This is a genomic window from Lichenifustis flavocetrariae (assembly GCF_026130545.1).
GTDB classification, from domain to species: Bacteria; Pseudomonadota; Alphaproteobacteria; order Rhizobiales; family Beijerinckiaceae; genus Lichenihabitans; species Lichenihabitans flavocetrariae.
In genome coordinates, this window is sequence record NZ_JAMOIM010000005.1 from 191,274 (window position 1) to 206,091 (window position 14,818).

15 protein-coding genes are annotated in these 14,818 nt (G+C 63.9%); 11 read left to right on the forward strand and 4 right to left on the reverse strand.

The features are described from left to right. Window positions 1-307 precede the first annotated feature (307 nt). The gene (locus M8523_RS10080; RefSeq protein WP_282584728.1) at window positions 308-709 is read right to left on the reverse strand and encodes a DUF4112 domain-containing protein; all 402 of its coding nucleotides are present in this window, start codon (window positions 707-709) and stop codon (window positions 308-310) included. A 91-nt stretch (window positions 710-800) separates the two neighbouring features. Between M8523_RS10080 and M8523_RS10085 the strand changes: the two genes are divergently transcribed. From M8523_RS10085 to murA, 4 genes are all read left to right on the forward strand, one after another. Continuing rightward, entirely contained in the window at window positions 801-1,577 is a 777-nt protein-coding gene (locus tag M8523_RS10085; protein ID WP_428350234.1) for a DUF3750 domain-containing protein, read from the forward strand. 41 nt (window positions 1,578-1,618) lie between these two features. Next, window positions 1,619-3,130, forward strand: a complete 1,512-nt coding sequence (locus M8523_RS10090) for an MDR family MFS transporter (protein ID WP_282584730.1) — start codon at window positions 1,619-1,621, stop codon at window positions 3,128-3,130. Window positions 3,131-3,150: 20 nt separating this feature from the next. After that, on the forward strand, window positions 3,151-4,527 hold the full coding sequence (locus M8523_RS10095) for a dicarboxylate/amino acid:cation symporter (RefSeq protein ID WP_282584731.1): 1,377 nt from the start codon (window positions 3,151-3,153) through the stop codon (window positions 4,525-4,527). A 213-nt stretch (window positions 4,528-4,740) separates the two neighbouring features. Beyond that, window positions 4,741-6,036: a UDP-N-acetylglucosamine 1-carboxyvinyltransferase gene (murA, locus tag M8523_RS10100; protein ID WP_282584732.1), complete on the forward strand. Its 1,296-nt coding sequence runs from the start codon at window positions 4,741-4,743 to the stop codon at window positions 6,034-6,036. A gap of 100 nt (window positions 6,037-6,136) precedes the next feature. Here murA and M8523_RS10105 read toward each other — a convergent pair whose 3' ends face one another. Next, window positions 6,137-6,451, reverse strand: coding sequence for a hypothetical protein (locus tag M8523_RS10105; protein WP_282584733.1), 315 nt, complete (start codon window positions 6,449-6,451; stop codon window positions 6,137-6,139). 95 nt (window positions 6,452-6,546) lie between these two features. Between M8523_RS10105 and M8523_RS10110 the strand changes: the two genes are divergently transcribed. From M8523_RS10110 to M8523_RS10125, 4 genes are read left to right on the forward strand one after another with little or no spacing between them, the layout of a single operon-like run. Further along, window positions 6,547-7,023, forward strand: a complete 477-nt coding sequence (locus tag M8523_RS10110) for a DUF2948 family protein (RefSeq protein ID WP_282584734.1) — start codon at window positions 6,547-6,549, stop codon at window positions 7,021-7,023. Between the two features lie 32 nt (window positions 7,024-7,055). Next, on the forward strand, window positions 7,056-8,348 hold the full coding sequence (gene hisD / locus M8523_RS10115) for a histidinol dehydrogenase (protein WP_282584735.1): 1,293 nt from the start codon (window positions 7,056-7,058) through the stop codon (window positions 8,346-8,348). Further along, on the forward strand, window positions 8,311-8,823 hold the full coding sequence (locus tag M8523_RS10120; protein ID WP_282584736.1) for a UPF0262 family protein: 513 nt from the start codon (window positions 8,311-8,313) through the stop codon (window positions 8,821-8,823). The genes hisD and M8523_RS10120 overlap by 38 nt, the downstream gene beginning before the upstream one ends. Window positions 8,824-8,848: 25 nt before the next feature. After that, complete coding sequence (locus tag M8523_RS10125; protein WP_282584737.1) at window positions 8,849-9,304, forward strand: arsenate-mycothiol transferase ArsC; 456 nt, start codon at window positions 8,849-8,851, stop codon at window positions 9,302-9,304. Between the two features lie 7 nt (window positions 9,305-9,311). Here M8523_RS10125 and M8523_RS10130 read toward each other — a convergent pair whose 3' ends face one another. Beyond that, window positions 9,312-10,157 carry a helix-turn-helix domain-containing protein gene (locus M8523_RS10130; RefSeq protein WP_282584738.1) on the reverse strand — a complete coding sequence of 282 codons (846 nt, stop codon included), beginning with the start codon at window positions 10,155-10,157 and terminating at the stop codon, window positions 9,312-9,314. A 151-nt stretch (window positions 10,158-10,308) separates the two neighbouring features. Between M8523_RS10130 and M8523_RS10135 the strand changes: the two genes are divergently transcribed. Together M8523_RS10135 and M8523_RS10140 are read left to right on the forward strand one after the other, a co-directional pair. Further along, the gene (locus M8523_RS10135) at window positions 10,309-11,235 is read left to right on the forward strand and encodes a fatty acid desaturase (RefSeq protein ID WP_282584739.1); all 927 of its coding nucleotides are present in this window, start codon (window positions 10,309-10,311) and stop codon (window positions 11,233-11,235) included. Window positions 11,236-11,316: 81 nt separating this feature from the next. Then, a complete protein-coding gene (locus tag M8523_RS10140; RefSeq protein WP_282584740.1) occupies window positions 11,317-13,353 on the forward strand; it encodes an oxidoreductase in 2,037 nt (678 codons plus the stop codon). 8 nt (window positions 13,354-13,361) lie between these two features. On the opposite strand, the gene M8523_RS10145 is transcribed toward M8523_RS10140, so the two are convergent. After that, window positions 13,362-14,006 carry a hypothetical protein gene (locus tag M8523_RS10145; protein WP_282584741.1) on the reverse strand — a complete coding sequence of 215 codons (645 nt, stop codon included), beginning with the start codon at window positions 14,004-14,006 and terminating at the stop codon, window positions 13,362-13,364. Between the two features lie 118 nt (window positions 14,007-14,124). Here M8523_RS10145 and M8523_RS10150 point away from each other — a divergent pair, with 118 nt between their 5' ends. Then, window positions 14,125-14,784 (forward strand): HAD family hydrolase, encoded by a 660-nt coding sequence (locus tag M8523_RS10150; RefSeq protein ID WP_282584742.1) that lies wholly within the window; start codon window positions 14,125-14,127, stop codon window positions 14,782-14,784. Window positions 14,785-14,818: the final 34 nt, after the last annotated feature.

Genomic DNA, 14,818 nt, shown 5'->3' on the forward strand with positions numbered 1-14,818 from the left:
AGATTGTAGTTCCGGCGACAGTTTTGGGACAAGGTGTTTCATCAATCGGGCGGCTGCGATAGGTCGGCTCCGGTCTGTTACCAGCGGCACAGACTTCTTAGTCGAGGCTCCCGAAGGCGTGCGTTTCCCGACCCGTAGCCGTGTGACGACCGCGAGGTGGCCGGGCGCGCTCCAGAGCGCGGCGGCTCGCGGACATCGGCGGATACGATGGCATCGCATCACCCACCCGGCGCCGACAGGGCATAAGCACGACTGCAGGACCAGCCACAAGCCGAGCTGTTCTTCCGGCACTGAACCCAGCCGAGCGTTAAGCGGCGCGTGCGGGCCGATGACCCCGGACAGGGATGCCGAGATGCTCTTCAATGATCGCCAGATTGCGAAGATTGGCCTTGTAGGTCATGTCGAAAAGATCGCCGAGAACCGGAACCGCGCCGGCCAGGGTCTCGACACCCACGTTGCCCAGCATCTTCACAAGCTTATGGCGCGGCAAGCCCAACGCGCGTCCTTCCCATACGATATAGAGCGAGACAGCGGCCAGCACCGCATCGCCGGCGGCCGGCGTCAAACCGATCAAGCTGTTCAGTCCGAAGCGAAATCGTGTGCCCGGCAGGCGAAATGCACCGTCGATCATCCAGGCCAGGCGACGAAGGCGCGTCAGGCGGGCAATATCGGAGACGGCGGGCGAAACGGACGATGAAAATGCGGTCATGGCATTCTTATCCTTGGACCACCTAGAGATGGGAACGAAGCGCTTGCGGTCAATGTGACCAGCTTGCCGTTGCGGCCAGCCATCGCCAGCTATGCGTCATGCCTTGGCTTTTTGCCGCAACTCTCCGATCATGCCCCGTCCCGTGACCGCATTGCTCATATTGTTCTGCCTCGCCTTCTTCGGGCCGATCGCATGGCGAGCGTTCGGCTATTACCAGTCGCCGGCGCGCATGTGGTGGACAGCCGATCGATCGAGCGCAGGGCTGCTCGCGCCCGCGGCAAAGGTCCCGGGTGCTGTGGTGCGCATCTATGCGGCCCGGACAGTGAGCTGGCGCGGCATCTTCGCGGTGCATTCCTGGATCGTGCTGAAGCCGGCGGGTGCGCCCAGCTATCAACGCTGGGACCTCACGGCCTGGGGCGATCCGATCCGGGTGGATGGGTTCGAGCCCGATGGGCGCTGGTTTGGCCAGATTCCGGATCTCGTCTTCGCCGCCGACGGCGCGAGCGCTGAAGCGATGATCCCCCGCATGCGCGCGGCGATCCAGAGCTACAAGTTCCGCAACCGAGGCGATTACCGGGCCTGGCCGGGACCGAACTCGAACACGTTCGTGGCCGCCATCATGGAAGCCGTTCCGGAGATCTGCACCGCTTTGCCACCCACCGCCATCGGCAAGGATTATCCCATCGACGGGCGCTGGCTTGCGCCGACGCCGTCCCGAACAGGCATTCGGATGACGCTCGGTGGCTATGTGGGACTGACGCTAGCCTGGGTGGAGGGCATCGAATTCAACCTGTTCGGCGGCGTGATCGGGTTCGACATTCGCCATCCTGCCATGAAATTGCCTGGAGTGGGGCGGATCGGGGTCTGACATGCCCGAGGCTGCGTCGCGGCCGACCTGAAAGCGCAACCATGAATGCCCCTCCTGGCGTGTCTCGACCCGAGACACGTCTGACCGACAGCCAGATCCGCTCGATCGTCATCGGCCTGATGGCCGCCATGCTGCTGGCCGCCCTCGATCAGACGATCGTGGCGACCGCCATGCCGACCATCGGGCGCGAACTTGGCGATGCCGACAACCTCCCCTGGGTCGTCACCGCCTACCTACTCGCATCGACGGTCGTCACGCCGCTCTATGGCAAGTTCAGTGACATCCATGGACGCAGAATATCCCTGCTGATCGCCATCACGACCTTCATGGTCGGGTCGCTCGCCTGCGCCCTCGCGCCCACCATGCTGGCGCTCGCCGCCGCGCGCGCGCTGCAGGGTTTTGGTGGCGGCGGGCTGATCTCGCTCGCGCAAACCATCATCGGCGACATCATGTCGCCGAAAGAGCGCGCGCGCTACCAGGTGCTTATCGCAAGCGTATTCGTCTTGTCGTCTCTCGCCGGCCCGCTCCTGGGCGGCTTCATGGCCGAGCACCTGCATTGGTCGTCGATCTTCTGGATCAACCTGCCGATCGGCATCGCGGCCCTTGCGATGACGAACAACAAGCTCAAGCTCCTGCCCCGGCACGAGCGGCGACATCGGCTTGACTACCTTGGGGCGGTCCTGCTGATCGGCGCGACGGTCACGCTTCTCTTGGCGCTCAGCTGGGCGGGCATTCGCTACGCCTGGACGTCGGAGGTCATTCTCTCGCTGCTGATCTGCTCCGCTGTCGGTTGGACCCTGTTCGTCCTGCGCCTGATGTACGCGCGTGAGCCCCTGATTCCGCTGACCGTGCTCAGCGACCGGGTGGTCTATTCGGCGACGCTGGCGGCCTGTTTCGCCATGGGAACCTTCATCGGCCTCACGATCTATGTGCCGATCTACCTCGAAGGCGTGATCGGCTATACGGCCAGTGAATCAGGTGTGGCTCTCATCCCGCTGATGGTCGGAACCGTCACGGGGGCGACCCTCTCGGGCCGCTCGATGACCTATTTCAAGCATTACAAGCGCGTGCCGCTCGCCGCCATGTTGATCTCGGTCGGCGCCTGCGCCTGTCTCGCGATTTTCGTGGGACGCTTGTCGCGCGGCGAACTCGAAGGGCTGCTGCTGCTGATCAGCCTCGGTCTTGGCACCATCCTGCCGCTCGCCACGATCACCATCCAGAACACAGTCCCGCTGCACCAACTCGGGACCGCAACGGCGAGCATGAATTTCTTCCGCTCGCTCGGCGGCGCCCTGATCGTCGCGGCCTTCGGCTCGATCCTGCTGGGCGGGGTATCGGCCGGTGGACATCATGATGCGGCGAGCATCATCAAGGGCAACGATGCCGCCCATCTCGCGGCCATCTTCCGCAACGTTTTCATGGCGGCCGACGCGGGCTTGTTGCTGGCCCTTCTGTTTCTTGCCATTCTCGAAGAGCGCCCTCTCATGGATCGGCGTCGGCAGGTTCAGGAAGCCGGCCTTGAAGGACAGATGCCGCACCCAGTGATGGAGTAGGCGGCCGCGGGGAGAGAACAATGGTTGGAGCGATAGGTGACGCGGCAGCGCCATCGCGAGTGATCTGGTATCGAAACCTCTACATCCAGGTGTTGATCGCCATCGTGATCGGTGTTGCGCTCGGTGCGTTCGACCCGGCGCTTGGCACTGCCATGAAGCCTTTCGGCGATGCCTTCGTGGCGCTGATCCGCATGATGATCGCCCCCGTCATTTTCTGCACGGTGGTTCATGGCATCGCGACCGTTGGCGATCTCAAGCGCGTCGGACGCGTCGGCATCAAGGCGATTGTCTACTTCGAGGTCGTGTCGACCGTCGCGCTCGTGCTCGGCCTGATCGTCGCCAAGGTCGTGCAGCCGGGCGCCGGTTTCAACATCGATCCCGCGAAGATCAATGCGAGCAGCGTCGCCAATTACGTGACGGCCGCGAAACAGGATTCCATCGTGGCCCACCTGCTGGGCGTGATCCCGAGCAGCTATTTCGACGCTTTCGCCAAAGGCGATCTCCTGCAGGTTCTGCTGATCTCGATTCTCAGTGGCATCGCGATCGCGCATCTGGGCCAGACGGGCGAGCGGATCGCGGTCGGGATCGACATGGCGGGCGCCATGTTCTTCCGCGTCATCGGCATCATCGTGCGCTTCGCGCCGATCGGTGCCTTCGGGGCGATGGCCTACACGATCGGAGCCTTCGGGATCAAATCGTTACTGAGCCTCGGGGCGCTCGTCGCGACCTTCTATGGGACCAGCGTCCTGTTCGTCCTCGTCGTGCTCGGCGCAATCGCCTGGTACTCCGGCTTCTCCATTCTCCGCTTCATCGTCTACATCAAGGACGAATTGCTGATCGTTCTCGGCACGAGCTCGTCCGAAACCGTACTGCCGCGCATGATCCAGAAGATGCGCGGCCTCGGGGCCTCGCAGTCGGTGGTCGGCTTGGTGATCCCGACGGGCTACAGCTTCAACCTCGACGGCACCAACATCTATATGACGCTGTCGATCCTGTTTCTGGCGCAGGCCACCAACACGCCCCTGACACTCGCCCAGGAACTGCAAATCCTCCTGGTCGCAGCGCTGACCTCCAAAGGCGCGTCGGGCGTCACGGGCGCAGGCTTCATCACGCTGGCCGCGACATTGACGGTCGTGCCCGATATCCCGATCACGGCCCTGGCCGTGTTGGTCGGCATCGACAAATTCATGAGCGAGTGCCGGGCCTTGACCAATCTCGTGGGCAATGGTGTCGCGACGATCGTGATCAGCCGATGGGAGGGCGAGCTCGACAAAGTGCAGCTCGCGGCGGCGCTGAACGGCGCGACGCCCGCGGCGCTCAGCCGGCCCGACTTGCCGCTGGGTGCCGACCCCCTTACACAGGCTGGCGTGCCGGTGCGGGATAATCGGCGTGTCTGATCGCAAACCTCCCGACCCGGAGGGCACCATCGTCTCGCCTTCCTCAAACGCCATGCGGCGCGAAGAGAGGCTGGCGCAAGCTCTTCGGGCCAATCTAAAGCGTCGGAAGGACCAGACGCGCGGTCGCGACGCGACACAGCCACAATCGCGTGATGCACCGGGCGACGAGAGCTAAGGATTCGTCCGCGGGGGATGCGGGCCAAGCGAGGTTGAATGGATCGTATTCGTGTTGTGGGCGGCCGGCCATTGAATGGCACGATCCGGATTTCGGGCGCCAAAAACGCCGCCCTGCCGTTGATGATCGCGAGCGTCCTTACTGAAGAAGCGCTGACGCTCGAAAACCTGCCGCGGCTCGCCGATGTTAGTTCGCTCGTGCGCATCCTCGGCAACCACGGCGTCGATTACTCGATCAACGGCAAGCGGGCGGGCGAGGAAGCCATCTCGGGCCAGACCGTTCACCTGCAGGCCGGACATATCGTCGACACCACGGCCCCCTATGAACTCGTCTCCACCATGCGGGCGAGCTTCTGGGTGGTGGCGCCGCTTCTGGCCCGGATGGGTCAGGCGCGCGTGTCTCTCCCGGGCGGCTGCGCGATCGGAACCCGGCCGGTCGACCTTCTTCTCATGGCGCTCGAACGGCTCGGGGCCACTGTCGAGATCGATGCCGGCTACGTGGTCGCGAAAGCGCCGCGTGGCCTGCGTGGCGCCGAGATCGATTTTCCCAAGGTGACGGTCGGCGGCACGCATACGGCCCTGATGGCAGCCGTGCTGGCCGAGGGCAAGACCGTGATCCACAACGCCGCGCGTGAGCCGGAAGTGGCCGACCTCGCGGCTTGCCTGGTCAAGATGGGGGCCCGCATCAAAGGCGCCGGGACGACCACGATCGAGGTCGAGGGCGTGGCCCGGCTGGGTGGTGCGCGACACGCCGTTCTGCCTGACCGGATCGAGGCCGGTACCTATGCCATGGCGGTCGCCATGACGGGCGGCGATGTCCTCCTCGAAGGGGCTCAGCCTGACCAGTTGCAGGGTGCGCTCGACGCGCTAGCGCAAGCTGGTGCGCGCGTCACCCCGACGAACGAAGGCATCCGGATCGCCCGCAATGGGGCTGGCATCTCGCCGGTGGACATCACAACGCAGCCATTCCCAGGGTTTCCCACGGACCTCCAGGCGCAGTTCATGGCGTTGATGACGAAGGCCAAGGGCACTTCGCGCATCACGGAAACGATCTTCGAGAACCGCTTCATGCATGTGAGCGAGTTGGCACGTCTCGGAGCCCACATCCGTCTTGAAGGTGATGCCGCGATCGTTGAAGGCGTCAAGACCCTCACCGGGGCGCCGGTCATGGCGACCGACTTGCGGGCCTCGGTCTCGCTCGTCATCGCGGCGCTCGCGGCCGAAGGCGAGACAACGGTCAATCGCGTCTACCACCTCGATCGCGGCTTCGAAAACCTCGAGCGCAAGCTCAGCATGTGCGGTGCGGTGGTCGAGCGTCTCTCGGGCAGCCACTGAAGGCTTCGGTATTGATAAAGCGAAAGGCCGGCGAGTCGCCGGCCCAGCTTGTTAGCGCAACATGAAGCAAGAGCCTTTATCAGGCCCGTCTAAATCTTCTTCACATCTTGTTCATCATTTTCCGGTGCATCGAGCGATGATGCATCATCCGCATTTTGTGGTGCATCATCATCTTATGGTGCATCATACGCTTGTGCATCATGTGATGCTTCATCGGCATGGCGCCGTCGGATTGCGCCATGGCGGGGGCAGCAGCGGAGATAAGGCCGGCCAGGGCAACGGCTCCGATCAACGTAGAAATGCGCATAGAAACTTCCTCCTTGACGATGTTCTTGCGCGTTGAAAGCCGTTCGAGTCTCAGCCGGCGAGAACTGTATGGGTGACGCGCCAAGAAGGTGTTGAGTTCCCTCTCCACGACGAGGATCGGGTCCGAGGCTTGTCTCAGCCCGAACGCAAACTATCCTTCCTGTCGATCGCAGGAGCACCTGCCCGCACCAAGGCGACCGAGACATGAGCGCGAACCAGACATCGTCCATACAGGATCAGGCGCTCCGCTTCGTCGTCCTCGACGAGGAAGACCTCGCAGTGATGTCGGCCCATCTGCAGGACGCCCTGCTGGACCTGGCCGATATCGCATACCTTCCGGGCGCGCAGCGCTTCGCGCTGGTTGTCTCGCGCATCGAATGGCAAAGTCTGGCGGCCGGCCGCCAGGAGCGGCGGCGGGCGGGGTTTCACTTCGAGCAGGTGTCACGCGTCCAGCGCATCGGCTTTGGGCAGAACGACCCCGCGCTGCAACTTCAACTCCTCGCGGTGTCGTTCACGCCGACCGATAGTCCGGCCGGCGAGGTCAGGCTGACCTTCGCGGCCGGCAAGGCGATCAAGCTCGATGTGGCTTGCCTGGAAGCGGAGATGCGCGATCTCGGGGATCGCTGGCCCGTGTCGGATTGCCCCAAGCACCAACTCGACGACGCGAACGCCGCTCGCTAAGCAGAACCCTGCACGGGCGGGAGCAAAACGCGATGAACAGGCTGAACCTGAGCGAGGCGGGGTTCGAACAGGCATTCGATGCACTGCTGGCAGCGGCGCGCGACAGTGATGCGGACGTGGACGCCGCCGTCAAATCAATCGTCGACGACGTCAGGGCCAAGGGCGACGAAGCTTTGATCGAGCTGTCGCACCGTTTCGACCGGGTCGACCTCAAGGCGCAAAGCTTGCGCGTGTCCGAAGCGGAGATCGACGACGCGATCGATCGCGCGCCACGCGACGCACGGGACGCTCTCGCTTTCGCGCATGGCCGGATCGAAGCCTATCATGCTCGCCAGAAACCTGCGGACCTCCGCTTCACGGATGCGCTCGGTGTCGAACTCGGCTGGCGGTGGCGCCCGATCGAGGCGGTCGGCCTCTATGTGCCGGGCGGCACGGCCAGCTACCCGTCCTCGGTGCTGATGAACGCGGTGCCGGCCAAGGTGGCGGGCTGCGCCAGGGTGGTGATGACGGTGCCGACGCCCGACGGCGTGCTCAACCCGCTCGTCCTGGCCGCGGCCCGCCTCGCGGGCGTGGATGAGATCTACCGCGTCGGCGGCGCCCAGGCAGTGGCCGCTCTCGCCTACGGCACGGCGACGATCGCGCCGGTCGCCAAGATCGTGGGACCCGGCAACGCCTTCGTGGCGGCCGCGAAGCGCCGCGTGTTCGGCACGGTCGGCATCGACATGATCGCGGGGCCGTCGGAGGTTGTCATTTTGGCCGATCGCACAGCCGAACCCGCATGGATCGCGGCGGATCTCCTTGCGCAGGCCGAGCACGATACGGCCGCGCAATCCATTCTGATCACCGACGACACGGCGCTCGCGGCGGATGTGGAGCGTGAGGTGGAGCGGCAGCTCGCCACCCTGCCCCGCGCCGCCATCGCGGGCGCGAGCTGGCGCCATTTCGGCGCCGTGATCCTCGTGCCCAATCTCCGGGACGCGGTGCGGCTCGTTGATCGCCTCGCGCCCGAACATCTCGAGATCATCGCCGAGGATGCCGAAGGCCTCGCAGACGCTATCCACAATGCCGGCGCGATCTTCCTGGGTTCGTACACACCAGAGGCGATCGGCGACTATGTGGGTGGATCGAACCACGTCCTGCCGACCGCGCGCTCGGCTCGGTTTTCATCCGGCCTGGGAGTTCTCGATTTCATGAAGCGGACGTCGATCCTTCGTTGCGATGCGACGAATCTTGCGGCCTTGGCACCGGCCGCCATCGCGCTGGGTCGGGCCGAGGGGCTCGACGCCCATGCTGCATCGGTCGACATCCGCACCCGTCGTGGCTGACGCGCCGCGCCAGGACTGTCTTGTTTCCGTGACGCTCGACGAAGCGTCGATCGGCCACGGAACACCGGATCAAGCCCATGAGCGGCGCACCGCGATCGAAGACCTGATCGAGGTGAACCGCTTCATCGTGCCGGGCCATGCGGGCGGCCCCTACGCGCTGACCCTGGCGATCCACGATGCGAAGCTCGCCTTCGATATCCGAACCCCCGGCGGCGACAAGGTCGTCCTGCACCTGTTGTCGTTGCGCCCCTTCCGATCGATCCTCAAGGACTACATGATGGTTTGCGAGAGCTATGTCGCGGCCATCCGCACCGCGCCGCCGTCCCAGATCGAAGCGATCGACATGGGTCGGCGGGGACTGCACGATGAAGGCGCGGAACGGCTGGCGGAACGCTTGCGCGGCAAGATCGAGGCCGATTTCGCCACCATGCGACGTCTCTTCACGCTCCTGACGGCGCTGCACTGGAAAGGCTGACCGCGATGCGGGGCACGGCGGGGCCATGACGTTCGGCAGCACGGCCAGCGTGCAATCGATCCTATTCGCCTGCTCCGAGAACGCGGTGCGCTCGCCCATGGCCGCCGCCCTGGCCGGGCTGCAATTCGGGCGTTCGATCTATGTGGCTTCGGCGGGGGTGCGGCCGGGTGATCGCGACCCGTTCGTCACGAGTGTCATGGAAGAAGTCGGGGTCGACTTGTCGCGTCACCAGCCACAGATGTTCGAAAGCCTCGAAGACACGAGTTTCGATCTGATCGTCACGCTGTCGCCGGAGGCCCATCACAAGGCGCTCGAATTCACGCGGACGATGGCCGTGGATGTCGTGTACTGGCCCACCATGGACCCGACCGCAGTCGAGGGAAGCCGCAGCGTCGTGCTCGACGCCTATCGCAGCGTCCGCGATGGGTTGCGGGATCGGATCAGGGCCACCTTCGGGTGGCGGTCCGCAGGAACAGTTTGACCGAGTCTCAACCCACGAGGTTCGGCAGCGCCCGCATGGTGCGCTCGACCTCGTGCGGCTGCACGACAGCGAGGCGGATCAGATCGTCGAACCGCCGCGAAAACATCCGGATATGGTCGGCATCGTTCAGGACGAAATAGCTCGGCCCCAGGAACACGACCGCCCGTTTGGCGCCGAACACCGTGAACGGCACCGAATAGACGTCCCGCAGGTCGAAGAGGTAGAGCCGCAGACTCGGATAGGACGCGTGATAGATGCGGGCCATGTGTTCGATCTGCGCGAGCCGGTCCTCGGCAGGAAAGCCGGCCCAGCGCTCCTCCCCCCGCGCCAGCAATTGCAGCGATTGCAACGCGACACAAACCTCAACGTCGCTGTCCGGGCTGCACATGAAATCGAGCCGCGCCCGCACGGCCTTCAGCTGGATCGGTGAGGCACTTTCGAAGCCGCGCCGATACTCGAAGCGCAGTAGCGCTTCCGTTTTGAGGAAATCCGGCAGCGCAACCGGGACTGTTCGAATGCGGAAACCTTCCGCTTCCTTGAGCCAAGCCGTGAAATGATCGCCGGCCGGCATGTCGCCGTGCTCCTCGATCTGCAGCATGGCGCTGATGATTTCGGCCCCGGCCTCCTCGCGCTGGCTCAGTCCGAGCAGCCAGTCGACCGAGACACGGGCATGCCGCGCGATGGCGATCAGCGTCTCGGACCGCGGCAGGCGCGGATCGTCTCCGGACATCAGTTGGGCCAGCGTGGACCTGTCGATCCCGGCGGAGCGAGCAAAGGTGGAAGCATTCTCGCCGGAGCGCAGGAGGACGGCTTCCAGGCGTTTCCGAAACACGGAGGCAGTGTTGGATTTCATGGGACAGTCGCGCGAAGAGATCAAAACCGGCAAGAAGATATAACTGTAAACAAACGCGGCCGTTTGCGACATCAATATCGTTGAGTCTTGACGTGAAGCCTTCATCATGGGGTGCGGCGATTCGCAGCAGCACTGACCGGGAGTTGATGAGATGTCGGGACCGGGATCGAAAAGGCTCGAATGGCCGTCGATCGCACTCTGTTTCGCAATTTACGGCAGTTTCCTTGGGCTGACATGGTGGAGCGACCGCCTGCCCGTCTGGGTGTTCCTGCCGCTCGGCGCGCTCCTGATCGCATGGCATTCCTCCATGCAGCACGAGTTCATCCACGGCCATCCGACCCCCTGGTCCAGAGTCAATCGGGCATTGGCGTCCGTTCCCCTGTCGCTGTGGTTGCCCTTCGAATCCTACCGAATGTCGCATCTCGTGCATCACTGCGACGAAAAGCTGACCGATCCGCTCGATGATCCTGAGAGCTATTACTGGTCGCCTGCGGATTGGCAGGCCTTAGGGCCCTTGGGTCGCCTCGTCGTACGGGCTCATACGACCTTGGCGGGACGCCTCGTCATCGGCCCCGCCTGGAACATCAGCCGCTATCTCGTGGTGGAGTTCCATGCTGTACGAACACGCCCCGGATGGCATCGGCGCATCTGGCGATCCCATGCGATCGGCTGCGTCCCTGTCCTCCTATGGACGCTCGGGGTCTGCCGGGTCGACCCACTTCTTTACGGGCTGACCATCTACGCCGGCACGTCGCTTCTGCTCTTGCGATCCTTCGCGGAGCATCGCGCCCACGAAGGGGTGTTCGAGCGAACCGCGATCGTCGAGAACGCCTGGTTCTTCGGGCCGCTTTTCCTCTTCAACAACCTTCATGCCGCGCATCATGAGCTGCCGCGTGTGCCGTGGTACGAGCTGCCGGCGTGGTATCGCGCCAATCGCCAGCGCCTTGTCATCGACAATGGTGGCCTCGTCTACAATGGGTATGCCGATGTCGCGCGGCGCTTCCTGTTCCGGCCGCACGACGCGACGATCCACCCGTTCACACCCGCCTCCGAAGCACGCGTCGCCGCAACCGTGTGAGCGTGACGCGACGGGAACTCTTGCGGATCGGTCGGTTTTACGATGGTCTTTGCGCCTGGTTTCGGCGCAAAGACTGGTTCCATGAGCAACGATCCGCTGCTGCAACCCTACCGCATCAAACATCTCGTCCTGCGCAATCGCATCATCACGACCGCGCATGAACCGGCCTATCCGGAAGACGGAATGCCCAAGGCGCGCTACCGGGCCTATCACGCCGAGCGCGCGAAAGCCGGCATTGCGCTGGCCATGACGGCCGGCTCGGCCTCGGTCGCCACCGACAGCCCTCCTGCCTTCAACAACGTCTTGGCCTACAAGGACGAAGTCGTTCCTTGGATGCGCGAGCTTGCCGATGCCTGTCATGAGCATGGCGCCGCCGTCATGATCCAGCTCACGCATCTCGGGCGTCGCACGCGGTGGGACCGGGGCGACTGGCTCCCCGTCGTCTCCTCGTCACATCATCGCGAACCGGCGCATCGGGCCGTGCCGAAGCTGATCGAGGATTGGGACATCACGCGGATCGTCGGCGACTATGCCGACGCGGCCGAACGCATGAAAGCCGCCGGCCTCGACGGGATCGAGATCGAAGCCTATGGGCATCTGATGGACCAGTTCTGGTCTCCCGCCACCAATACGCTCGAGGCCCCCTACGGCGGATCTCTCGACAACCGGCTTCGCTTCGCCTTCGAGGTCTTGACCGCCATCCGCAAGCGCGTGGGGTCCGATTTCATCGTTGGCATCCGCTATGTGGCCGACGAGGTTCTCGATGGGGGTTTGACGAAGGCCGAAGGTCTCGAAATCTCGCGCCGTCTCAAGGCGAGCGGCCTCATCGACTTCCTGAACGTGATTCGCGGCCATATCGATACGGACGCCGCCTTGACTGACGTCATTCCCATTCAGGGTATGGCGAGTGCGCCGCATCTCGATTTCGCCGGCGAGATCCGGGCCGAGACAAATTTACCCACCTTCCACGCGGCCCGCATCCCCGACGTTCCGACGGCGCGGCATGCCGTGGCGAGCGGCAAGGTGGATATGATCGGCATGACGCGTGCCCACATGACCGATCCGCACATCGTCCGCAAGATCATGGCCGGGCGCGAAGACGACATTCGTCCCTGCGTCGGCGCGAACTATTGCCTGGATCGAATCTACCAGGGCGGAGAGGCGCTGTGCATCCACAACCCCGCGACCGGGCGGGAATTGTCGATGCCCCATGACATCAGCAAGGCCGCGGACCGGCGCAGGATCGTCATCGTCGGTGCGGGTCCGGGCGGTCTGGAGGCGGCCCGCGTCGCTGCGGCCCGTGGCCACGAGGTCGTGGTCTTCGAGGCCGCGGGCCAGCCTGGCGGGCAGGTTCGTCTTACGGCGCAGAGCCAGCGCCGCCGCGAGATGATGGGCATCATCGATTGGCGCATGGCGCAATGCGAATCGCGCGGGGTCGTGTTCCGGTTCAACAGATGGGCGGATGCCGACGTGGTGCAGGCCGAGCGGCCCGATGTCGTGATCGTCGCCACAGGTGGACTCCCCCATGTCGAGATGCTGACGGCAGGCAACGACCTTGTGGTCTCGGCCTGGGATATCCTGTCCGGCGACGTCAAACCCGGATCGAACGTGCTGCTGTTCGACGATGCGGGCGATCATGCCGCCCTGCAGGCCGCCGAAGTGATTGCGGCAGCGGGAGCCAGGCTCGAAGTGATGACACCCGATCGCACCTTCGCGCCGGAGGTCATGGGCATGAACCTCGTGCCCTATATGCGATCACTGCAGAAGCAGGATGTGACCTTCACGGTGACGTTCCGGCTTCTTTCGGCGGTTCGCGCGGGCAATCAGATCCTCGCGAAGATCGGCAGCGATTACGGCAGCGTCGCGAAGGAGCGCCTCGTCGATCAGGTCGTGGTGAATGGCGGCACAAGGCCTCTCGACGAGCTCTATTTCGAGCTGAAGCCCCTCGCTCGCAACGGGGGCGAGGTCGATCACGACGCCTTGATCGCCGGACGCACACAGGCGCGCTTGCATAATCCCGAAGGCGCCTTCCAGCTCTTCCGGATCGGTGATGCGGTCGCGGCCCGCAACACCCATGCGGCGATCTACGACGCGTTGCGCCTCGTCAAAGACTTATGACAGACGTCCTACTGCCTACCGGCTCTGGCCTGCTGTTGATGTTGATCTTTCGCCCGACCGCCTGGCTGGTCCAGTTCCAGTCCCGCGCTGATCGCGTCATGCGCTTCTGATCCAAACCCGAAGGCCTGGATGATGCGACTCTGCAGAACTTCAAGGGCTTCCTTGTCGCGATGCATGCATTGTTCCGCCGTTTCCGCACGTCGGACCATGATGTCGAGGCTTTTCTGACATTCCTCAAGCCGCTTCTCGGCAAGGGCGGCCGCTTCCTGCCACCGCGCAGCTTGGGTTTCCGCGGCCTCAATCTGCGCGTTGGACCAGGCGTCGATCTGTTTCACGTGGTCCTCAAGCTGCTTGTAGCGGCCCAGGATGAAAGACATGCCCTTCGAGGCGCGATCGAGAAGATCGAGGCTCGTTTCGCCGGTGGCGCCCCGCTCGGATTTACGCGGCATCGGCACGACCGCGGGCTCATGCTGTTCGGCCTCCGGGTGAACGCTCGGCGTTGGCGCGATACCAGCGCGATTCGATATCTGTTTGCCGTCCTCCGAAACAGACCGGCTTGCGAGATCGGCCAGCGAGACGCGCGGCAGCTTCTGTGGAGTATGGCGGCTCAGAGAGCCGAAATAGGAGCGGGGAAGGTCTTCGGCGAGGCTCATGGAGGGGTTCTCAGCGGCATCGGGAACGTAAACCAGATCTAAACGGACACGGTTAACGGAGCGTTAGCGACGGCGCAGCGGACTTCCCCGGTCGCCCCAGGCCGTGGTAACGGACGCTATGACATCAAGCCTTCTCTTCGATCTCGACGGTACGATCGCCGAAACGGATCACCTGCATTTCGAGGCATTCAACAGTGTCTTGACGCCTCACGGGGTGACGATCGACTGGGACATCTACAAGGCGCGGGTGATAGGTCGGAACAATCCTGAGATCGCGGCCGAGTTTCTGCCCCACGTGGCGATGACTGAACATGCCGAGATCATGGAGCGTAAGGAAGCGACCTATCGGGAGCGCATTCTCGAAATCGAAGCCGCCTCCGGGCTGACAGCCCTCCTCGATTGGGCGGACGCCAAGGAGATCCCGTGCGCCGTCGTCACCAATGCGCCGCGCCTCAATGCAGATGCTGTCCTAGATGCTTTGATGCTCCGGCATCGATTCAAGATCATCGTGATCGGGCCCGAATTGGCGCAGGCCAAGCCACATCCCCTGCCCTATCTCACGGCGTTGGACGCGCTCGGCGCCGCAGCCTCCACATCGGTGGCCTTCGAGGATTCGCGTGCGGGAATCGCATCTGCGGTCGCGGCCAAACTGGGAGTCGTAGGATTGGCAACATCCTTCGATCCGGCCACCTTGGTGAAGGCGGGAGCGGCCGTTGCCGGCGCGGACTTCCGTGACCCCGCGATTCTGGCCTATGTCCAGCAAAGGCTCGGTGTCTGACGGCAACCCGGCCTTTACCGATTGCGCGGAGCAT

What these genes read in the sequence shown, in the direction of transcription:
- hisD (WP_282584735.1), top strand. Translation starts at nt 7,056, where the DNA reads ATGAACAGGCTGAACCTGAGCGAGGCGGGGTTCGAACAGGCATTCGAT.
- M8523_RS10125 (WP_282584737.1), top strand. Translation starts at nt 8,849, where the DNA reads ATGACGTTCGGCAGCACGGCCAGCGTGCAATCGATCCTATTCGCCTGC.
- murA (WP_282584732.1), top strand. Translation starts at nt 4,741, where the DNA reads ATGGATCGTATTCGTGTTGTGGGCGGCCGGCCATTGAATGGCACGATC.
- M8523_RS10090 (WP_282584730.1), top strand. Translation starts at nt 1,619, where the DNA reads ATGAATGCCCCTCCTGGCGTGTCTCGACCCGAGACACGTCTGACCGAC.
- M8523_RS10085 (WP_428350234.1), top strand. Translation starts at nt 801, where the DNA reads ATGCGTCATGCCTTGGCTTTTTGCCGCAACTCTCCGATCATGCCCCGT.
- M8523_RS10130 (WP_282584738.1), bottom strand. Translation starts at nt 10,157, where the DNA reads ATGAAATCCAACACTGCCTCCGTGTTTCGGAAACGCCTGGAAGCCGTC.
- M8523_RS10135 (WP_282584739.1), top strand. Translation starts at nt 10,309, where the DNA reads ATGTCGGGACCGGGATCGAAAAGGCTCGAATGGCCGTCGATCGCACTC.
- M8523_RS10095 (WP_282584731.1), top strand. Translation starts at nt 3,151, where the DNA reads ATGGTTGGAGCGATAGGTGACGCGGCAGCGCCATCGCGAGTGATCTGG.
- M8523_RS10140 (WP_282584740.1), top strand. Translation starts at nt 11,317, where the DNA reads ATGAGCAACGATCCGCTGCTGCAACCCTACCGCATCAAACATCTCGTC.
- M8523_RS10080 (WP_282584728.1), bottom strand. Translation starts at nt 709, where the DNA reads ATGACCGCATTTTCATCGTCCGTTTCGCCCGCCGTCTCCGATATTGCC.
- M8523_RS10145 (WP_282584741.1), bottom strand. Translation starts at nt 14,006, where the DNA reads ATGAGCCTCGCCGAAGACCTTCCCCGCTCCTATTTCGGCTCTCTGAGC.
- M8523_RS10120 (WP_282584736.1), top strand. Translation starts at nt 8,311, where the DNA reads ATGCTGCATCGGTCGACATCCGCACCCGTCGTGGCTGACGCGCCGCGC.
- M8523_RS10150 (WP_282584742.1), top strand. Translation starts at nt 14,125, where the DNA reads ATGACATCAAGCCTTCTCTTCGATCTCGACGGTACGATCGCCGAAACG.
- M8523_RS10110 (WP_282584734.1), top strand. Translation starts at nt 6,547, where the DNA reads ATGAGCGCGAACCAGACATCGTCCATACAGGATCAGGCGCTCCGCTTC.